Origin of the sequence: Chromobacterium sp. Panama (assembly GCF_003052555.1) — a bacterium.
In the GTDB taxonomy this organism is placed as follows: Bacteria; Pseudomonadota; Gammaproteobacteria; order Burkholderiales; family Chromobacteriaceae; genus Chromobacterium.
The window spans coordinates 2069302-2086455 of sequence record NZ_QARX01000001.1 but is presented as its reverse complement, the minus strand read 5'-3'; the positions used below and the strand labels follow the sequence as shown (position 1 = coordinate 2086455).

The 17154-nt window shown below is 67.1% G+C and carries 16 protein-coding genes; 5 read left to right on the top strand and 11 right to left on the bottom strand.

Features of this window, described 5'->3' with window-relative positions:
* Positions 1 to 6 precede the first annotated feature (6 nt).
* From DB032_RS09410 to DB032_RS09400, 3 genes are all read right to left on the bottom strand, one after another.
* Positions 7 to 222, bottom strand: a complete 216-nt coding sequence (locus DB032_RS09410; RefSeq protein ID WP_043593565.1) for a DUF1653 domain-containing protein — start codon at positions 220 to 222, stop codon at positions 7 to 9.
* 15 nt (positions 223 to 237) lie between these two features.
* Positions 238 to 1182: a nucleoside hydrolase gene (locus DB032_RS09405; protein WP_107799247.1), complete on the bottom strand. Its 945-nt coding sequence runs from the start codon at positions 1180 to 1182 to the stop codon at positions 238 to 240.
* An 87-nt stretch (positions 1183 to 1269) separates the two neighbouring features.
* On the bottom strand, positions 1270 to 1716 hold the full coding sequence (locus tag DB032_RS09400) for a GNAT family N-acetyltransferase (protein WP_107799246.1): 447 nt from the start codon (positions 1714 to 1716) through the stop codon (positions 1270 to 1272).
* 58 nt (positions 1717 to 1774) lie between these two features.
* On the opposite strand from DB032_RS09400, the gene DB032_RS09395 reads away from it, so the two are divergent.
* Positions 1775 to 2722 (top strand): tRNA-dihydrouridine synthase, encoded by a 948-nt coding sequence (locus DB032_RS09395; RefSeq protein ID WP_107799245.1) that lies wholly within the window; start codon positions 1775 to 1777, stop codon positions 2720 to 2722.
* Positions 2723 to 2992: 270 nt separating this feature from the next.
* Positions 2993 to 4528 (top strand): mechanosensitive ion channel family protein, encoded by a 1536-nt coding sequence (locus DB032_RS09390; RefSeq protein WP_107799244.1) that lies wholly within the window; start codon positions 2993 to 2995, stop codon positions 4526 to 4528.
* Between the two features lie 177 nt (positions 4529 to 4705).
* Here DB032_RS09390 and mmsB read toward each other — a convergent pair whose 3' ends face one another.
* The 6 genes from mmsB to DB032_RS09360 form a co-directional block, all read right to left on the bottom strand.
* Entirely contained in the window at positions 4706 to 5596 is an 891-nt protein-coding gene (mmsB, locus tag DB032_RS09385) for a 3-hydroxyisobutyrate dehydrogenase (protein WP_107799243.1), read from the bottom strand.
* A gap of 18 nt (positions 5597 to 5614) precedes the next feature.
* The gene (locus DB032_RS09380) at positions 5615 to 6733 is read right to left on the bottom strand and encodes an enoyl-CoA hydratase/isomerase family protein (protein WP_107799242.1); all 1119 of its coding nucleotides are present in this window, start codon (positions 6731 to 6733) and stop codon (positions 5615 to 5617) included.
* 24 nt (positions 6734 to 6757) lie between these two features.
* Entirely contained in the window at positions 6758 to 7540 is a 783-nt protein-coding gene (locus DB032_RS09375) for an enoyl-CoA hydratase (protein ID WP_107799241.1), read from the bottom strand.
* A gap of 96 nt (positions 7541 to 7636) precedes the next feature.
* Positions 7637 to 8797 carry an acyl-CoA dehydrogenase family protein gene (locus DB032_RS09370; RefSeq protein ID WP_107799240.1) on the bottom strand — a complete coding sequence of 387 codons (1161 nt, stop codon included), beginning with the start codon at positions 8795 to 8797 and terminating at the stop codon, positions 7637 to 7639.
* A gap of 13 nt (positions 8798 to 8810) precedes the next feature.
* Positions 8811 to 10313, bottom strand: coding sequence for a CoA-acylating methylmalonate-semialdehyde dehydrogenase (locus DB032_RS09365; protein WP_107799239.1), 1503 nt, complete (start codon positions 10311 to 10313; stop codon positions 8811 to 8813).
* Positions 10314 to 10364: 51 nt separating this feature from the next.
* A complete protein-coding gene (locus DB032_RS09360) occupies positions 10365 to 11213 on the bottom strand; it encodes a 3-hydroxybutyryl-CoA dehydrogenase (protein ID WP_107799238.1) in 849 nt (282 codons plus the stop codon).
* A gap of 136 nt (positions 11214 to 11349) precedes the next feature.
* On the opposite strand from DB032_RS09360, the gene DB032_RS09355 reads away from it, so the two are divergent.
* Entirely contained in the window at positions 11350 to 11751 is a 402-nt protein-coding gene (locus tag DB032_RS09355) for a MerR family DNA-binding transcriptional regulator (RefSeq protein ID WP_019101375.1), read from the top strand.
* 10 nt (positions 11752 to 11761) lie between these two features.
* Positions 11762 to 12946, top strand: coding sequence for an acetyl-CoA C-acyltransferase (locus tag DB032_RS09350; RefSeq protein WP_107799237.1), 1185 nt, complete (start codon positions 11762 to 11764; stop codon positions 12944 to 12946).
* Between the two features lie 31 nt (positions 12947 to 12977).
* Here DB032_RS09350 and DB032_RS09345 read toward each other — a convergent pair whose 3' ends face one another.
* Positions 12978 to 14207 (bottom strand): amidohydrolase family protein, encoded by a 1230-nt coding sequence (locus DB032_RS09345; protein ID WP_107799236.1) that lies wholly within the window; start codon positions 14205 to 14207, stop codon positions 12978 to 12980.
* Between the two features lie 152 nt (positions 14208 to 14359).
* Here DB032_RS09345 and DB032_RS09340 point away from each other — a divergent pair, with 152 nt between their 5' ends.
* The gene (locus tag DB032_RS09340; RefSeq protein WP_107799235.1) at positions 14360 to 15895 is read left to right on the top strand and encodes a thioredoxin family protein; all 1536 of its coding nucleotides are present in this window, start codon (positions 14360 to 14362) and stop codon (positions 15893 to 15895) included.
* 1 nt (position 15896) lies between these two features.
* Here the strand turns inward: DB032_RS09340 and DB032_RS09335 are convergent, their stop codons facing one another.
* The gene (locus DB032_RS09335; RefSeq protein ID WP_107799234.1) at positions 15897 to 17000 is read right to left on the bottom strand and encodes a diguanylate cyclase; all 1104 of its coding nucleotides are present in this window, start codon (positions 16998 to 17000) and stop codon (positions 15897 to 15899) included.
* Between the last annotated feature and the right edge of the window lie 154 nt (positions 17001 to 17154).

The window sequence follows — 17154 nt, the reverse complement described above, 5'->3', positions numbered from 1 at the left end:
CGGCGCTCAGAAGGCCTTGACCAGGGCGAAGCGCGGCAGGGTCTGGCCCTCGTGCGCGACGCTTTCCTCGAACATGCCGGCCGGGCGCGCCCACAGGCCGAACTCGCCGTAGAGCGCGCGGTACATCACCAGCAGTTCGCCGGTTTCGGAGTGGGTGGCGGTGCCCAGCACTTCATAGAGCGGGCCTTTGTAATGGCGATAAATGCCGGGAGCGATTTTCATGGGGCCTCCTTGGGTTTACGGCAGATGGGAGAGGGCGTCGGCCATCAGCTGGAACAGGCCGTCGGCGTCCACCTCGGTCAGGTAGAGCGCGTTGGGCGCGCGGCCGGATTCGCCGTGCCAGTCCACCACGGTGGCGCCGGTGGTGTAGTGGCCGGCCAGTTCCACCACCACGTTGACTTCGCGGCCGCGGAACAGCTCGGGGCGCAGCAGATAGGCGATCACGCAGGGGTCGTGCACCGGCGCGCCGTCCTGGCCCAGCTTTTGCACATCGTAGCGCTCCAGCGAAGTCAGCAGCGCGGCCGCCAGCGGGCCGCAGCGATTGGGCAGGCCGCGCAGCCATTCCACGCGCGCCGGCGTGGTCGTGGCCTGGTGGGTGACGTCCAGCGGCAAGATCACGATGGGCGCGCCGCAGCGCAGCACGATGTCGGCCGCGTGCGGGTCGGTGTGGATGTTGAACTCCGCCGCCGGAGTCATATTGCCACCGGCGAAATAGCCGCCGCCCATCAGCACGATGCGGCCGATGCGCGCGGCGATGTCCGGCGCGCGGCGCAAGGCCAGCGCGATATTGCTCAGCGGGCCCACCGGGCACAGGGTGACGCTGCCGGCCGGTTCGCGGCGCAGGGTGTCCACGATGAAGTCCACTGCGTGTTCGGCGCGCACCGGCATGGCGGGCTCGTGCAGCGGCGCGCCGTCCAGGCCGCTGGCGCCGTGCACGTGTTCGGCGCCCTGATAGGGCTGGACCAGCGGCCGGTCGGCGCCGGCGTAGACCGGCACGTCGCCGCGGCCGGCCCATTCGCAGACGATGCGGGCGTTGCGGGTGGTCAGTTCCACGCCCACGTTGCCGGCCACCGTGGTCAGGCCGAGCAGCTCGATGTCGGCGCTCGCGCCCAGCAGGAACAGGATGGCGACCGCGTCGTCGAGGCCAGGGTCCGTGTCGAAGATGACGCGATGCTGTTTCATGTCGGCTCCATTGGGCAATGTCATCAAGGGGGCGAAGGATGCCGCAGCGCTTGGCGGCGCGTCAAGGCGAGCTCCGGCGCGCCCGGCTTATCCGGGGCTCCATTCATAGACCCGGAATTCGCTATCCAGTTTAAATCCGGATTGTTCGTACAGCCGCTGCGCGTTCAGATTGCCGTGCGCGGTTTGCAGCGTGAGGCCGCCGCCCAGCGCGGCGACATGGGCCTGGCAACGCTCCAGCAATACGCGGCCGACGCCGCCGCCGCGGCAGGCCGGTGATACGAACAAGTCGTGCAGCAGCCAGTGCGGGCGCAGGGAGAGCGAGGAGAAGCCGGGATAGAGCAGGGCGAAGCCTTGGACGCCGGCGGCGTCTTCCGCCAGGAAGACCACCGCTTCGCCCGTGCTCAGCCGCTGTTCCAGGAAGGCGGCGCAGGCTTCCGCCGGCTGCGCGACCAGATAGAAATCGAGATAAGCCAGAAACAAGGGCAGCCAGCAGCGGACGGATTCCGCGCCGGCCTGGCGGATGGCGATTTGCATTGAATGCCTTTCCCCGCTTTGCGGTACAATATTCGCCTTTTTTCCGGCGATGTTTGCAATGAAATTGGTTCTTGCCCCGATGGAGGGCCTGGTGGACGAGGCGATGCGCGATGTGCTGACCCGGGTGGGCGGCATTGATCTGTGCGTGACCGAGTTCGTCCGCGTCACCTCGGCGCTCCTGCCCACCCGCACTTTCATGCGGCTGGCCCCGGAGCTGGCGCGCGGCGGCAAGACCCGCGCCGGCGTCACGGTGCGGGTGCAATTGCTGGGTTCAGACCCGGCCTGTCTGGCCGAGAACGCCGCCAAGGCCGCCAGCCTGGGCGCGCCGGGGATAGACCTGAATTTCGGCTGTCCGGCGCCCACTGTCAACCGCCATCGCGGCGGCGCCGTCCTGCTCAACGATCCCGAGCTGTTGTTCCAGATCGTCCAGGCGGTGCGCGCGGCGGTGCCGGCCGAAATACCGGTCACCGCCAAAATGCGGCTGGGCTATGAAGACAAAAGCCGGGCCTTGGAATGCGCGCGGGCGCTGGAAGCCGGCGGCGCGCAGGAACTGGCGGTGCACGGCCGCACCAAGGTGGAGGGCTACCGGCCGCCGGCGCATTGGGACTGGATCGCCCGCATCCGCGAGAGCGTGGCGGTGCCGGTGGTGGCCAACGGCGAGGTGTGGACGCTGGACGATTACCGCGCCATCCGTGAGCAAAGCGGCTGCGACACGGTGATGATAGGCCGCGGCCTGGTGGCCTGCCCGGACCTGGCGCTGCGCATCAAGCGCGGGGACGGCGCCGAAGCCATGCCCTGGAGCGAGATGCAGCCCTGGGTGCTGGACCTGTTTCTGCAGTGCCGCGTCCAGTCCGAGGACGGACGCTACCCGGTGGCGCGCACCAAGCAATGGCTGGGGCAGCTCAAGCGCACCTGGCCCGAGGCCGGCGCCTTGTTCGAGCGCATCCGCAGGCTGACCACGCCGGACGATGTGGAACCTGTACTGCGAGACATGCTTGCTAAGTAAATGTACTCATATCTAAATGCTATGGGAATGTGTAGCATTCAATTGCGCGCTGCACTGGTATAGCAGGGCGCTGTGATTCCGGCGGCTCCCCAGCTCCGGCGATTACACTTCCCCGATACCTTGCAGCCCTCCCTACACGGGAGGGATTTTTTTTATCCGCCGCGATGGACTATCAATGAAAAGCGGCCGGCCTGTTGTTTCCCCCTCTTCCCTGCCGCAGCGGCGCCGCCATCGGCGGTTTCCCATCAAAGATTTCATCGCGGAGGCGGCATGGATACGGCCCCGACGGTTAGCTGGCTGGAAAAGCTGATCCCTCAGGCGTGGCACGACAGTCTGACGCTGTTCGTGGCGCTGACGGCCGCCTGCGCCGCCTTGCTCTATCTGCTGCGGCCGGAAGCCCGCAAGTCGACGCTGCGTTCGCTGCTGGCCGCCGCCGTTGCGCTGGTGGTGATCAATCTGGGCCCGCAGGGCGATCAGGCGGTGGCGGAGTGGATCAAGCAGGTGGCCATCATCGTGCTGGGCCTGGCGCTGATCCGGCTGTGGGCGATGATGTTGATGCGCTTGTTCCTGCCCTTGCTGCGCCTGCATCCGCCGCGCATTCTGGAAGACATCCTGCTGGTGCTGGGCTGCGTGGGCTGGGGCCTGGTGCTCTTGCGCCTGGCCGGCCTGGACCTGAGCCACATCGTCACCACCTCGGCGGTGATCACCGGCGTGCTGGCGTTTTCCATGCAGGACACGCTGGGCAATATCCTGGCCGGTCTGTCGCTGCAACTGGACAATTCGGTGGAGGTGGGGGACTGGATCAAGTCCGGCGAGCTGTCCGGCCGGGTGGTGGAAATCAATTGGCGCGCCACCCTGGTGGAAACCCGCAACTGGGAAACCGTGGTGATTCCCAACAGCCAGCTGATGAAGGGGCAGTTCGCCATCCTGGGCAAGCACCAGGGCGGCCCGCTGCAATGGCGGCGTTGGGTGTGGTTCAACATCAACTGGGACACGCTGCCCAATCAGATCATCACCGTGGTGGAGCGCTCCTTGCGCGAGGCGCAACTGCCCGGCGTGGCCTTGTCGCCGGAGCCCAACTGTATCCTGATGGGCTTCGAGAACGGCTACAGCAAGTACGCGGTGCGTTACTGGCTGACGGATCTCGCCGCCGACGATCTGACCGATTCCGTAGTGCGCACCCATATCGACGCCGCCTTGCGCCGCCATAATCTGAAAATGTCCTCGCCGCACTACAATGTGCTGACCATCAAGGACAATGAAAAGTATATGGAAGCGCGGATGAAGAAGCACCTGGAGGAGAGGGTGCAGGCGCTGCGCAAGGTGGAGCTGCTGACCAGCCTCAACGACGAGGAGATGGTGGTGTTGGCCGATCAGCTCAAGTTCACGCCCTTCGTCACCGGCGACATCATCATGCATCAGGGCGCGGTCGCGCATTGGCTCTACATCATGCTCAGCGGCGAGGTGGAGGTGTGGGTGAACCTGCCGGACGGCAGCCGCAAGCTGGTGGACGTGCTGGAGGGCGGCAACTTCTTCGGCGAAATGGGCTTGATGACCGGCGAGGCGCGCAGCGGCACCGTGATCGCGCGTTCCAATGTGGAGTGCCTGCGGCTGGACAAGGAGTCCTTCCAGTCCATTCTGAGTTCGCGCAAGGAGTTGGCCGAGGCGATCTCGTCGATTCTGGCGGAACGCCTGGCCGAGCGCACCCGCAAGCTGCCGCAGGATTGGCAGGAGGGCCACGGCTCGCCGCAGCGGGCGGAGTTGGTGGACAAGATCCGGCGTTTCTTCGGCCTGGCCAAGCACTGATCCATTACGGCCTTGGGCCAGGTTTTCCTCAAAACCTGTTTACGATCTGCTGCGCGTCGTGGGACGTCACACGGTGAGTACGGCTTCGAAATGCTCATGTAGCACTTGTACACTCCGCTTTCTCAGCCGCAACGCCTTGTCTCGCCTTAGCTCGCGAGATCGTAAACACGTTCTGACTCAATCCAGCGGGTGGAAGTGCTTGAGGATGCTGGAGAAGTCCAGTTTGCCGAAGCCGGCCTGCGCGTGTTCCTCGTACAGATTGCGGGCCAGCGATCCCAGCGGATTGGCCGCGTGGCTGTGCAGCGCGGTTTCCTCGGCCAGGCCCAGGTCTTTCAGCATCAGTTCGGTCATGAAGCCGCCGCTGTAGCCGCGGCTGGCCGGCGCGTTCTCCATCACGCCGGGCCAGGGGTTGTACAGCTCGGTGGCCCAGTTGCGGCCGGAGCTCTGGCTGATGATGTCGGACAGCACCTTGGGGTCCAGCCCGTTCTTCACGCCCAGCGCCAGCGCCTCCGCGGTGCCGGCCATCAGGATGCCCAGCAGCATATTGTTGCAGATCTTGGCGGTCTGGCCGGCGCCGGCGGCGCCGGCGTGGAAAATGTTCTTGCCCATGGCTTGCAGCAGAGGCCGCGCCCGTTCCAGCTCGGCGGCGGCGCCGCCGACGATGAAGGTCAAGGTGCCGGCGGCGGCGCCGGCGGTGCCGCCGGACACCGGCGCGTCCAGCATCTTGAGGCCGGCGGCGTCGGCCGCGGCGGCCACCTTGCGCGCGGTGGCGGCGTCTATGGTGCTGCAATCGATGACCAGGGCGCCGGCCGGCAGTTGCGCGAACAGGCCGGACTCGCCCAGGTACAGGCCTTCCACGTGGCGGCCGGCCGGCAGCATGGAAATCACCGCGTCGGCGCCGCGGACGGCGTCGGCGGCGCTGGCGGCCGCGCGCGCGCCGGCGGCGACCAGCTTGGCCAGCGCGTCGGCGGACAGGTCGAACACGTTCAGCTGATAACCCTGCTTCAGCAGGTTGGCGGCCATGGGGCCGCCCATATTGCCCAGGCCGATGAAGGCGATGGTTTGCATCTTCTCTCTCCTCGATTGTTATTGGAGCGCGGCCAGCGGGTGGTCGGCCTCCGTCCACGGCGAATCGAAATGGCTGTCCACCCAGCCCGGCGGAATATCGCCCAGCTCGCGGCAATGCCATTGCGGCGCGCGATCCTTGTCCACCAGCAGCGCGCGCACGCCTTCGCGGAAGTCCGGCTTGGCGCAGAAGTTGACCGACAGCGCCAGCTCCATGCGCAGGACCTCGGCCAGGGACAGGTGTTTGGCGCGCTGGAAGATTTCCCAGCAGACGGCGGCGGACGTCGGGCAGCCGTGAGCGAAGCTCTTGGCGGCGGCGGCCAGCCACGGGTCTTCAAAGGCGGTGTCGCGCAGCGCGGCGGCCACCGCTTCCAGGCTGCCGCGGTTCATCAACTGATGCACCGCCAGCAGATTGCGGCCGGCGTTGGCCTCCGGCAGCGCCACGTCGCGCTCCATCTCGTTGAGCAGGGCGCTGACCAGGCCGTGGTGGCGTTCCGCCGGCTGCTCCCAGGCCAGATCGCGCAGCGCGGTCAGCAGCGGGGTCTGGCCGTCGGCCGGCAGCACATGGTCGGCCAGATTGCACAGCAAGGCGTCGCCGGCGTTCAGCGGCGCGCCGGTCAGGCCCAGGAACAGGCCGAGCTTGGCCGGCATCCGTTGCAGGAACCAGCTGCCGGCCACGTCCGGGTACAGGCCTATGGTGATTTCCGGCATCGCGATGCGGGTGGCCGGGGTGGCCACGCGGTGGCTGGCGCCGGCCATCAGGCCCAGGCCGCCGCCCATGACGATGCCGCCGCCCCATACGATCAGCGGCTTGCGGTAGCGGTGGATGCGGTAGTCGAGCCGGTATTCCTCGCTGAAGAAGGCGACGGCGTGCGGGTTGGGATAGACCTCGCCGTCTTCCAGCAGCGCGGCGCGCAGCGAGCGCACGTCGCCGCCGGCGCAGAAGGCCTTGTCGCCGGCGCCGCGCAGCAGCACGGCCACCACGGCGTCGTCGTTCTCCCAGGCGCTCAAGCGCGCGTCCAGCAGCCGTATCATGTCCAGCGTCAGCGCGTTCAGCGATTTTTCCGCGTTCAGCGTGGCGATGGCGATGCGCTGGCCGCCGCGGACCGGCAGTTCTTCAAACAGTACCAGGTTGGACATGGCGGATTCGTCCTTGGGTGAGGGTCAGGCGTTCTTCCATTGCGGCGCGCGTTTTTCCAGGAAGGCGCGGGTGCCTTCGCCCTGGTCCTGGGTGTCGAACAGCTTGATGAAGCCTTCGCGCTCGTGGATCAGATTGTGCGCCGGCGGCTGCAGCCGCGCGCGCTGCACCAGCTGCTTGCACACCGCCACCGAGGACGGCGACTGGCGCGCGGCTTGTTCCGCCAGCTTGAGCGCGGCGTCCAGCGCCTGGCCCTTGGCCACCACTTCTTCCACCAGGCCGATGCGCTCGGCGGTGCGCGCGTCGATGCGCTCGCCGCACAGAATCATGCGCTTGGCCCAGCCTTCGCCCACCAGCCAGGGCAGGTTCTGGGTGCCGCCGGCGCAGGGCAGCAGGCCGACGCCGGCTTCCGGCAACGCCATTTGCGCCTGTTCTTCGGCGATGCGGATGTCGCAGGCCAGCGCGCACTCCAGGCCGCCGCCCATCGCATAGCCGTTGACGGCGGCGATGCTGACGCCGCGGAAGGCGGACAGCGCCTCGAAGGCCTCGCCGAACAGCATGGTCATCTCGGTGGCCACCTTTTTGTCGCCGTCGGCGAACAGCTTGAGGTCGGCGCCGGCGGAGAAGAACTTTTCTCCCTGGCCGGTGATCACCAGCGCATAGATGTCGCGGTCGGCGTTCAGGTCCGCCACCAGCCGCTTCAGCGCGCTCAGGCTGTCGCGGTTCCAGGTGTTGGCGGGCGGATTGTCTATGGTGATCACGGCGGTGTGGCCGCGTTTTTCCACGTTCAGGTGGGCGTAGTGGTTCATAGCGTATGCCTTTATGGATTCGGTGTGGATGAGAGAGGCCGGAAAACCCCGATGCAAGCCGGCGCAACGCAGCATCGGGGATATTCCCGGCTTCGCTCAGCGCAGGGTTTCCAGCGCGCCGTCCTGCAACAGCTTGCGCGCCACGATCATCCGCATCACTTCATTGGTGCCTTCCAGAATCTGGTGCACGCGCAGGTCGCGCACATGGCGTTCCAGCGGGAAGTCTTTCAGATAGCCGTAGCCGCCGAACAGTTGCAGCGCGTTGTTGGCCACATTGAAACTCAAATCGGTGGCCAGCCGCTTTGCCATGGCGCAATAAGCGCCTGCGTCCGGGCTGGCCTGGTCCAGTTTCCACGCCGCCAGCCGCACCATCTGCCGCGCGGCCACCAGCTCGGTCAGCATGTCCGCCAGCCGGAACTGCACGCTTTGCAGCTCAGCCAGCGGCTGGCCGAATTGCTGGCGTTCCTGCACATAGCGCTGGGCGGCGGCCAGCGCGGCCTGGGCGGTGCCCACCGCGCAGGTGGCGATATTGATGCGGCCGCCGTCCAGGCCCTTCATCGCGAAGGCGAAGCCCTGGCCTTCCTCGCCCAGCCGGTTGGCGGCCGGGATTTCCACATTGTCGAAGGTGATGGCGCGGGTGGGCTGGCTGTTCCAGCCCATTTTTTTCTCTTTCTTGCCGTATTGCACGCCGGGCGCGTCCGCCGGCACCACGAAGGCGGACACGCCCTTGGGGCCGGGGCCGCCGGTGCGCGCCATTACCACCAGCACCTGGGTGCTGCCGGCGCCGGAGATGAACATCTTGGAGCCGTTGAGCACGTAGTGCTCGCCCTTGCGCTCGGCGCGGGTCTTCAGCGAGGCGGCGTCGGAGCCGGCGCCGGGCTCGGTCAGGCAGTAGCTGCCCAGCAACTCGCCGCTGACCATGCGCGGCACCCAGCGCTCGGCCAGTTCCGGGCTGCCGAAGCTGGCTATCATCCAGGCCACCATATTGTGGATGGTCAGATAGGCGGCGGTGGAGGTGCAGCCGGCGGCCAGCTCTTCGAAGACGATGGCGGAGTCCTGCCGCGACAGGCCCAGGCCGCCGTAGGCTTCCGGCGTGTACAGGCCGAGAAAACCCATCTCGCCGCTGCGGCGGATCACTTCCAGCGGGAAGGTTTCCTCTTCATCCCATTCCGCGGCGCGCGGCGCGAGCTCGCTGGCGGCGAAGTCGCGGGCGCTGTCCTGAAAGGCGATTTGTTCTTCGGTCAGTGCGAAATCCATGGCGGGCTCCCGGTCAGCGCAGCGAAATGGTGGTGTTGACCTTGCCGCCGCTGGCGGCGTCGTCGAACCAGCGGCTGGTGACGGTCTTGGTCTGGGTGTAGAACAGCACCACCTGCTTGCCGTAAGGGCCGAGGTCGCCCAGCTTGGAGCCGCGCGAGCCGGTGAAGCTGAACAGCGGCACCGGCACCGGGATGGGCACGTTGATGCCCACCTGGCCGACGTCGATCTCTTCCTGGAATTTGCGCGCCGCCGCGCCGCTCTGGGTGAACACCGCAGTGCCGTTGCCGTTGGGGTTGGCGTTGACGATGGCGATGGCGTCGTCCAGCGAATCCGCCGCCATCAGACACAGCACCGGGCCGAAGACTTCCTGGTGGTAGACGCTCATTTCCGGTTTGACGCCGGAGAAGATGGTGGGGCCGACGAAGTTGCCGCGCTCGTAGCCGGCCACCTGGATGTCGCGGCCGTCCAGTTCCAGGCGCGCGCCTTCTTCCACGCCGCGGCCGATCAGGCCGGCCACGCGTTCGCGGGCGGCGCAGGAGATCAGCGGGCCCAGGTCCGGGTTGTCCTTGCCGGCGCCCACGCTCAGGCCGCGCGCCTTGGCCACCAGCTCCGGTATCCACTGCTGGGCCTCGCCCACCAGCACCGCCACCGATAGCGCCATGCAGCGCTGGCCGGCGGCGCCGAAAGCGGCTCCGGCCAGTTGGTTCAGCGCCTGTTCCTTATTGGCGTCCGGCAGCACGATGGCGTGATTCTTGGCGCCCATCATGCACTGGGTGCGCTTGCCGTTGAGGCTGGCGCGCTGGTGCACATGGGTGCCCACCTTGGTGGAGCCGACGAAGGACACCGCCTTGATGTCGCGGTGGTCGCACAGCGCGTTGACCACCTGTTCGCCGCCGTGCACCACATTGAGCACGCCGGGCGGGATGCCGGCTTCCAGCGCCAGCTCCACCAGGCGCATGGTCACCATTGGGTCTTGTTCCGACGGTTTGAGCACAAAGGTGTTGCCGGTGGCGATGGCCATCGGAAACATCCACAGCGGAATCATCGCCGGGAAGTTGAACGGGGTGATGCCGGCGCAGACGCCCAGCGGCTGCAGCACGGTGTAAGTGTCGACGCCGCCGGCGACGTTCTCCGCGTATTCGCCCAGTTGCAGATTGCCGATGGCGGACGCGTGCTCCACCACTTCCAGGCCGCGGAAGATGTCGCCCTCGGCGTCGGCCAGGGTCTTGCCTTGCTCGGCGGTCAGCAGCGCCGCCAGTTCCTTCATGTGCTCGCGGATCAACTGCTGGTATTTCAGGAAAATGCGCGCGCGCGCGCCGATGGCGGTTTTCTTCCAGCCGGCGAAGGCGGTCTTGGCGGCGCTGACGGCGGCGTCGACTTCGTCCTGAGTGGCCATCGGCACCCGCGCCAGCACCTCCTGGGTGGCCGGATTGACGATGTCGCGCCATTCGGCGCTGCGGGATTCGACGAATTCGCCGCCTATCAGCAATTTGATGGTGGGGACTGCCTGGGTCATGGTGCTGCCTCCGTCTGATCTTGAGTAAAGCCCGTTGCCGGCGGCGCCGGCTCAGGCGTAGCTGTAAAAACCCTTGCCGCTCTTGCGGCCCAAGTGGCCGGCCTGCACCAGTTGGGCCAGCAGCGGGCAGGCGCGGTATTTGCTGTCGCGGAATTCGGTGTAGAGGATGTCCATGATGGATAAGCAGGTGTCCAGGCCGATCAGGTCCGCCAAGGCCAGCGGGCCGATGGGATGGTTCATGCCCAGCTTCATCACGGTGTCGATGTCCTCGGCGCTGGCCAGGTTTTCGTGCAGCGTGAAGGCGGCCTCGTTGATCATCGGCATCAGCACCCGGTTGGAAACGAAGCCGGCGGCGTCCTTGACCGTGACCGGGGTTTTGCCCAGCGCCTGGCTCAATTCGTAGACCAGCCGGTAGGCGGCGTCGCCGGTTTGCAGCGCGCGGATGATTTCCACCAGCTGCATCACCGGCACCGGGTTCATGAAGTGCATGCCCACCACGCGCTCCGGCTGGCTGACCCAGCTGGCGATGCGGGTCAGCGAAATCGACGAGGTGTTGGACGCCAGCACCGCGTCCGGGCGCACCACGGCGGCCAGTTCGCGGAAGATGCTTTCCTTGACCGCGGCGTTCTCGGTGGCGGCTTCCACCACCAGGTCGCGGTCGGCCAGCTCGGCCAGGCGGGTGGTGGTCTGGATGCGGGCGAGAATGGCGGGGACATCGGTTTCGGCCAACTGGCCTTTCTTCACCAGCCGCGCCAGGCTGGAGGCGACGGCGGCCAAGCCTTTGTCCAGCGCGGTCTGGCTGACGTCGGCCAGGCGCACGTCGTAACCATGGGCGGCGAAGACCTGGGCGATGCCGTTGCCCATGGTGCCGGCGCCCACCACTGCGATTTTGGCTTGCATGTTGTTTCCTCGACTATTTGCTCTATGCTGTATTCAAGATAGCTTGACGTTTACGTTAACGTCAATCAACAATGACGACGGCAAGCACGAATGTTGCGCGAATGGTCCGGCGGGGCCGGGGAGGCGGGAGAGGAAGATGGCGGAGCAGACCTACAGCATTACCGAATTGGCGCAGGAGTTCGACGTGACCACGCGCACCATCCGCTTTTACGAAGACCAGCAATTGCTGGAGCCGCTGCGGGCGGGGCAGCGCCGCATCTACAGCCGGCGCGACCGGGTGCGGCTGATGCTGATTCTGCGCGGCAAGCGCATCGGCCTGTCCCTGCAGGAAATCCGCGAGCTGTTCGCGCTCTACGACGCGGCCAGCGACGACGCGCCGCAGCTGCACGAATTCATCCGCATCCTGCAACGCAAGGAACAGCAGCTGCTGGAGCAGATGGAAGACATCAAGGTGGTATTGAGCGAAATTTCCCAATTGCGGCATCAGTGCGAGAAAACGCTGGACAAGCGCGGCGCGGATGCCCGGCAATCGACTTGAGGAGTGAGCAATGCAACAGCAAGACATCGTGATCGTGGGCATGGCGCGCACCGCCATGGGCGGCTTCCAGGGCGCTTTGGCGGCCAAGACGGCGGCGGAGCTGGGCGCGGCGGCGATCCAGGCCGCGGTGGAGCGCGCCGGCGTGCCGGCGGCGGACATCGACGAAGCCATCGTCGGCTGCGTGCTGCCGGCCGGTCAGGGCCAGGCGCCGGCGCGTCAGGCGGCGCTGGGCGCGGGCCTGCCGCTGGCGGTGAACTGCACCACGGTCAACAAGATGTGCGGCTCCGGCATGAAGGCGGCGATGCTGGCCCATGATCTCTTGCGCGCCGGCAGCGCGCGGGTGATGGTGGCCGGCGGCATGGAGAGCATGAGCAACGCGCCCTATCTGATGACCAAGGCGCGGGCCGGCCTGCGCCTGGGCCATGGCGAAATCAAGGACCATATGTTCCTGGACGGCCTGGAGGACGCTTACGACAAGGGCAAGCTGATGGGGGTGTTCGCCGAATGGTGCGCGGAGAAGTACGGCTTCAGCCGCGAGGCCCAGGACGCTTTCGCCATCGCCTCGCTGAACCGCGCCCAGGCGGCCATCCGCGACGGCCTGTTCCGCGACGAGATCGCGCCGGTGACGGTCAGCGGCCGCGGCGGCGAGCAGGTGGTGGACACCGATGAGCAGCCCTTGAAGGCTAACGTCGACAAGATTCCGACGTTGAAACCGGCGTTCAAGAAGGACGGCACGGTGACGCCGGCCAACGCCAGTTCCATTTCCGACGGCGCCGCCGCGCTGGTGTTGATGACGGCGGAGGAGGCGGCGCGCCGCGGCCTGCGCCCGCTGGCCCGCATCGTCGGCCACGCTACCCACGCTCAGGAACCGGGCTGGTTCACCACCGCGCCGGTGGAGGCGATCCGCAAGCTGCTGGCCCAGGCGGGCTGGAGCGCCGGCGACGTCGATCTCTACGAGATCAACGAAGCCTTCGCCGTGGTGACCATGGCGGCGATGCAGGACTTGGGCCTGCCGCACGACAAGGTCAATGTGCATGGCGGCGCCTGCGCGCTGGGCCACCCCATCGGCGCCTCCGGCGCGCGCATCATCATCACCTTGCTGTCGGCGCTGCGTCAGCGCGGCGGCAAGCGCGGCGTGGCCAGCCTGTGCATAGGCGGCGGTGAGGCGACGGCGATGGCGCTGGAGTTGCTGTAAGCGCTTTTCAGGCGGCGAAGCTTGGTTGGGCCTAGCCCTCGGCCCACCAGCCTGGCCGACCGCCGCGCAGCACGCCGCGCACCGGCTTGCGGCGGGCGATCAGCTCGGCGGAGCAACAGGCGTCCACCAGGGTCAGATCGGCGGCGTCGCCGACTTGCGGCCACACGCGGCGGCCGGCGTCGTCCAGCGGCGTCAGGCCGCGGCTGATGTGGCGCAAGGCGCGGCTCAGCGAGTATTCATCGTTCCAGCCGTGGCGCTCGCCCAGACGGCTGGCGCGCTCGACGATGCTGCCGCTGTTGTAGGGCGTCCAGTGGTCGTTGATATTGTCGTTGCCCAGGCTCAGCGGAATGCCGTGCGCGGCCAGGACGCGCGGCGGCGGCATCGGCACGTCGATGGGCGCCGCCGATACGATGGCGATGCCGCTGGCGGCCAGCGCCGCGCACACCTGGTCCAGCCGGGCCGGTTCCAGTTCCCCCAGACAGTAAGCGTGGCTGACGCTGACCCGGCCGGCCAGGCCGGCCGATTCGCTCAGCCGCGCCAGCCGTTCCAGCGTGTAGGCGCCCAGCTCGCCGCGCTCGTGCAGATGCAGGTCCACCGGCGCGCCGTGCTTAACCGCCAGCTCCAGCGTGGCGTGGAGCGAGCGTTCGATGTCGCCGTCCACGCTGGCCGGGTCCAGCCCGCCCACCACATTGAAACCGGAGGTCAGCGCCTGGTCCATCAGCTTGAGGGTGCCGCCGGACAGCAGACCGTGCTGAGGGAAGGCGACCAGCTCGTAATCCAGCCAATGCTTGCGGCTGTCCAGCGCCAGGCGCACTTGCTCCATGGTGGCGAGACCGGCCACCGGGTCCACATTGCAATGCACGCGGGCGAAGGCGACGCCGTCGGCGGCGATCAGGTCCAGCAGCGTTTCGGCGCGGCGCCGGGTGTCCGGTAGGAAATCCAGCAGGAAACCTTGTTCCTCGCGGATGCGCTCCGCCACGCTGACGAAGGGCGTGGCGGCGGGCCAAGGCCCGCCGTAATGGCCTTTGTCCAGGTGGATGTGCATGTCGGCGAAGGCCGGCAGCGCCAGCCAGCCGCGCGCGTCCCGGCGCGGCCGCCCGTCTTCCGGGACGGCGTCGAAGCGCAGTTCGGCGATGCGGCCGTCGGCGATCAGCAAATGGGCGCGGCGGGTGGCGGTGGCGAGCATCTGGCCGGCGGCGTCGCGTTCGAAGCCGTCTTCCAGCAATAAGGGGCCAAGCCAGTAGGCGGGTAGGGCGGTCATGCGCGGTGTCCTTGCGGCGGGAGTGGCGGCGTCGCGCGGCGCGCGCGCGACAATGGATTTTTTATCGCTAAGCACAGAAGGGATTGCACTTTATTACGTTCGAATAATTGCGTTAGCATGGTTCGACAAACCAACTCTAAGAGAATTCTGCGATGAAGCTTACCTTGATCTCGCTGGCTTTTGTCGCCGCCAGCCTGGCCTTGCCGGCGCAGGCGGCCTCCGCGCCGGTTGACGGCCACGCCTTGCCGCCCGGCATCGCCTGGTTGCAGGGCGATGTGCCGGCGGCCTTCGCCAAGGCCAAATCGGAAAACAAGCCGCTGTTCCTGTACTGGGGCGCGGTATGGTGCCCGCCGTGCAACCAGGTCAAGGCCACCATTTTCAACCGCCAGGACTTCATCGCCCGCACCCGCCAGTTCGTGCCGGTCTACCTGGACGGGGACAGCCCGGACGCGCAAAAACTGGGCAGCGAATTCAAAGTGCGCGGCTACCCGACCATGATTCTGTTCCGGCCGGACGGCGCCGAGATCACTCGCCTGCCGGGTGAGGTGGACCCGGAGCGCTATCTGCGCACGCTGGAACTGGGGCTGGCGGCGGCGCGGCCGGTGAAGGCGCTGCTGCAGGCGGCCTTGGCCGGGGACAAGCTGGCGGACGGCGATTGGCAATTGCTGGCGGATTATTCCTGGGACACCGATCAGGCGCAGATCGTGCCGGAGAAACAGGTGGCGGCGACGCTGGCGGGTTTGGCGGACAAGGCGCCGGTGCAGCCGGCGGCCACCGCGCTGCGGCTGAAGCTGAAAGCGCTGGCCGCGGCTGCCGGCGAGGACGCTCCGGTGGCGGACCGCGCGCAAGGCTTGAGCGTCGCGCGCGCCGCCTTGGCGCAGCCGCGCGCCAACGCCGACATCCTGATCAATAGCGCCGCCGACATCGTCAAGGCGCTGAGCGCGGACGGGGCGGAGCGCCAGGCCTTGGCGGCGCAGTGGAACGCCGCGCTGGAAAAACTGGCCGCGGACGCGGGTTTGTCCACCGCGGACCGCCTGGGCGCCTTGTCGTCGCGGCTGGCGCTGGCGCGTCTGAACCAGCCCAAGGGCGAGCTGCCGCGATCCTTGCGCGAGGAAGTCAAACAGCGGGTGGCGGCCGTAGACAAGGCCACCGCCAATCCTTACGAACGCCAGGCGGTGATCACCGCCGGCGCCGACCTGCTGACGCAAGCCGGCTGGCTGGACGAATCCGACGCGCTGCTGAAGGCGGAACTGAGCCGTTCCCACGCGCCGTACTACCACATGCTGATCCTGGCCTCCAACGCCAAGCAGCGCGGCGACAAGGCCGCGGCGCTGGACTGGTATCGGCAGGCTTACGAAGCGGCCAACGGCCCGGCCACGCGGCTGCAATGGGGCGTCAGCTATCTGAGCGGGGCGATTGAGCTGGCGCCGGCGGACGAGAAGCGGATCGAGAGTACCGCCAGCGCCATTTTCAAGGAGGCGGGCGGCACGCCCAGCGCCTTCTACGAGCGCAACCGGCGCTCGCTGGAAAAAGCGGTGAACCGGCTTAAAGCCTGGGGCCGGCAGCAACAGCAGGCGGCGGCGCTGGCGCGGCTGGCCGGGCAGCTGGACGAGGTGTGCGGCAAGCTGCCGGCCGGCGATCCGCAAAAGCCGGTGTGCGAGGGCCTGGCGCAGTCCGCTCGCTCTTGAGTCAACCGGCGGCGGGCAGCGCCGACAGCATCACCTTGTCGCGGCCGTGATGCTTGGCCTGGTAGAGCATGGCGTCGGCCTCGCAGAACAGGCTTTCCAGCGAGGCGTGGCTGCTGTTCAGACAGGCCACGCCCAGGCTGGCGGTGAAACGCAGCCGCGCGCCGGCGTCCGGCAGCAGAATGCAAAACTCCTCGCCGCCGTGGCGGCCGATCAGATCGGTCTGCCGCGCCTGCCGGCGCAGACAGTCCGCCAGCGCGGTCAGCGCCTGGTCGCCGGCCAGGTGGCCGTGGCGGTCGTTGATGCTTTTGAAATGGTCCAGATCCAGCACGATCAGCGACAAGGCGCGCCGCTCGCGCTGAGCCAGGCGGAAGGCCGTCACAGCCTCCTCGTCGAAGCTGCGCCGGTTCAGCAAGCGGGTCAGGCTGTCGCTGCGCGATTGCTGCAACAACTGATCCATCGCCCGTTCGTACACTAGGTAGAGCTGGCACACCACCACGCCGTAGCCGGACCACTGCGTCATCAGCAGCAAGAGATTCTGTCTTTGGCTGGCCACTTCCATTTCCGGCTGTCCGGAAGACAGGGCCAGCGCCAACTGCGTCAGCTCCAGCAGCAGGGTCAGCACCGCCAGCGCCGAGGCCAGGGATTTGCCGGCGCGCGGGCTGTCTTGTTCCGCCTGCCACAGCCGCCAGGCAATCAGCCCCCACAGCAGGCAGCCGCCCAGCGAGAAGATGGCGTGGCGGGCCAGCGCCGAATGCGCCAGTCCGTCGTGGGCGAACAGCAGCAGCGGAATGAAGATCAAGGCCAGTCCCAAGGGCAGGCTGTATTGGCTGGAATGATTGTAAAAACGCTCGATGCTGATCAGCACCTGCAAGGCGGCCAGCTGGATCAACAGCTTGGCGCCGATGGAGATCAAGGCGGGGTCCAGATCCAGCGGGGCCAGGTAGAGCAGGCCGGCCGCCGCGTCCAGCAGGCCGCCGATGGCGAGCGCCAATACGGCGGGCTGGCGCTGGCTGCGTCGCCAGAACAGGAAGGTGACCAGGGAGATGACCAGGCTGTAGCCGGCGGTGCAAGCCAGCGTTGTCCGTGGGTCGAGGAAAAATGACATCGTGTTCTATGGGCAAGGAGCGTCTGGCAGGGTATCGGCCAGGCAAGCGCACGACAATAGCAGTCTATTGATATTCATACAATTTCACTCTGAAATAAAACGCCGCCCCATGCCATGGGATGCGGCGGGTGCGCTACAATTATCTCTTTTGATT

Excerpts from the sequence above, each read along its gene's own strand:
- DB032_RS09335 (WP_107799234.1), bottom strand. The coding sequence starts at position 17,000 with ATGTCATTTTTCCTCGACCCACGGACAACGCTGGCTTGCACCGCCGGC.
- DB032_RS09390 (WP_107799244.1), top strand. The coding sequence starts at position 2,993 with ATGGATACGGCCCCGACGGTTAGCTGGCTGGAAAAGCTGATCCCTCAG.
- DB032_RS09395 (WP_107799245.1), top strand. The coding sequence starts at position 1,775 with ATGAAATTGGTTCTTGCCCCGATGGAGGGCCTGGTGGACGAGGCGATG.
- DB032_RS09360 (WP_107799238.1), bottom strand. The coding sequence starts at position 11,213 with ATGCAAGCCAAAATCGCAGTGGTGGGCGCCGGCACCATGGGCAACGGC.
- DB032_RS09405 (WP_107799247.1), bottom strand. The coding sequence starts at position 1,182 with ATGAAACAGCATCGCGTCATCTTCGACACGGACCCTGGCCTCGACGAC.
- DB032_RS09365 (WP_107799239.1), bottom strand. The coding sequence starts at position 10,313 with ATGACCCAGGCAGTCCCCACCATCAAATTGCTGATAGGCGGCGAATTC.
- mmsB (WP_107799243.1), bottom strand. The coding sequence starts at position 5,596 with ATGCAAACCATCGCCTTCATCGGCCTGGGCAATATGGGCGGCCCCATG.
- DB032_RS09350 (WP_107799237.1), top strand. The coding sequence starts at position 11,762 with ATGCAACAGCAAGACATCGTGATCGTGGGCATGGCGCGCACCGCCATG.
- DB032_RS09370 (WP_107799240.1), bottom strand. The coding sequence starts at position 8,797 with ATGGATTTCGCACTGACCGAAGAACAAATCGCCTTTCAGGACAGCGCC.
- DB032_RS09355 (WP_019101375.1), top strand. The coding sequence starts at position 11,350 with ATGGCGGAGCAGACCTACAGCATTACCGAATTGGCGCAGGAGTTCGAC.
- DB032_RS09410 (WP_043593565.1), bottom strand. The coding sequence starts at position 222 with ATGAAAATCGCTCCCGGCATTTATCGCCATTACAAAGGCCCGCTCTAT.
- DB032_RS09345 (WP_107799236.1), bottom strand. The coding sequence starts at position 14,207 with ATGACCGCCCTACCCGCCTACTGGCTTGGCCCCTTATTGCTGGAAGAC.
- DB032_RS09380 (WP_107799242.1), bottom strand. The coding sequence starts at position 6,733 with ATGTCCAACCTGGTACTGTTTGAAGAACTGCCGGTCCGCGGCGGCCAG.
- DB032_RS09340 (WP_107799235.1), top strand. The coding sequence starts at position 14,360 with ATGAAGCTTACCTTGATCTCGCTGGCTTTTGTCGCCGCCAGCCTGGCC.
- DB032_RS09400 (WP_107799246.1), bottom strand. The coding sequence starts at position 1,716 with ATGCAAATCGCCATCCGCCAGGCCGGCGCGGAATCCGTCCGCTGCTGG.
- DB032_RS09375 (WP_107799241.1), bottom strand. The coding sequence starts at position 7,540 with ATGAACCACTACGCCCACCTGAACGTGGAAAAACGCGGCCACACCGCC.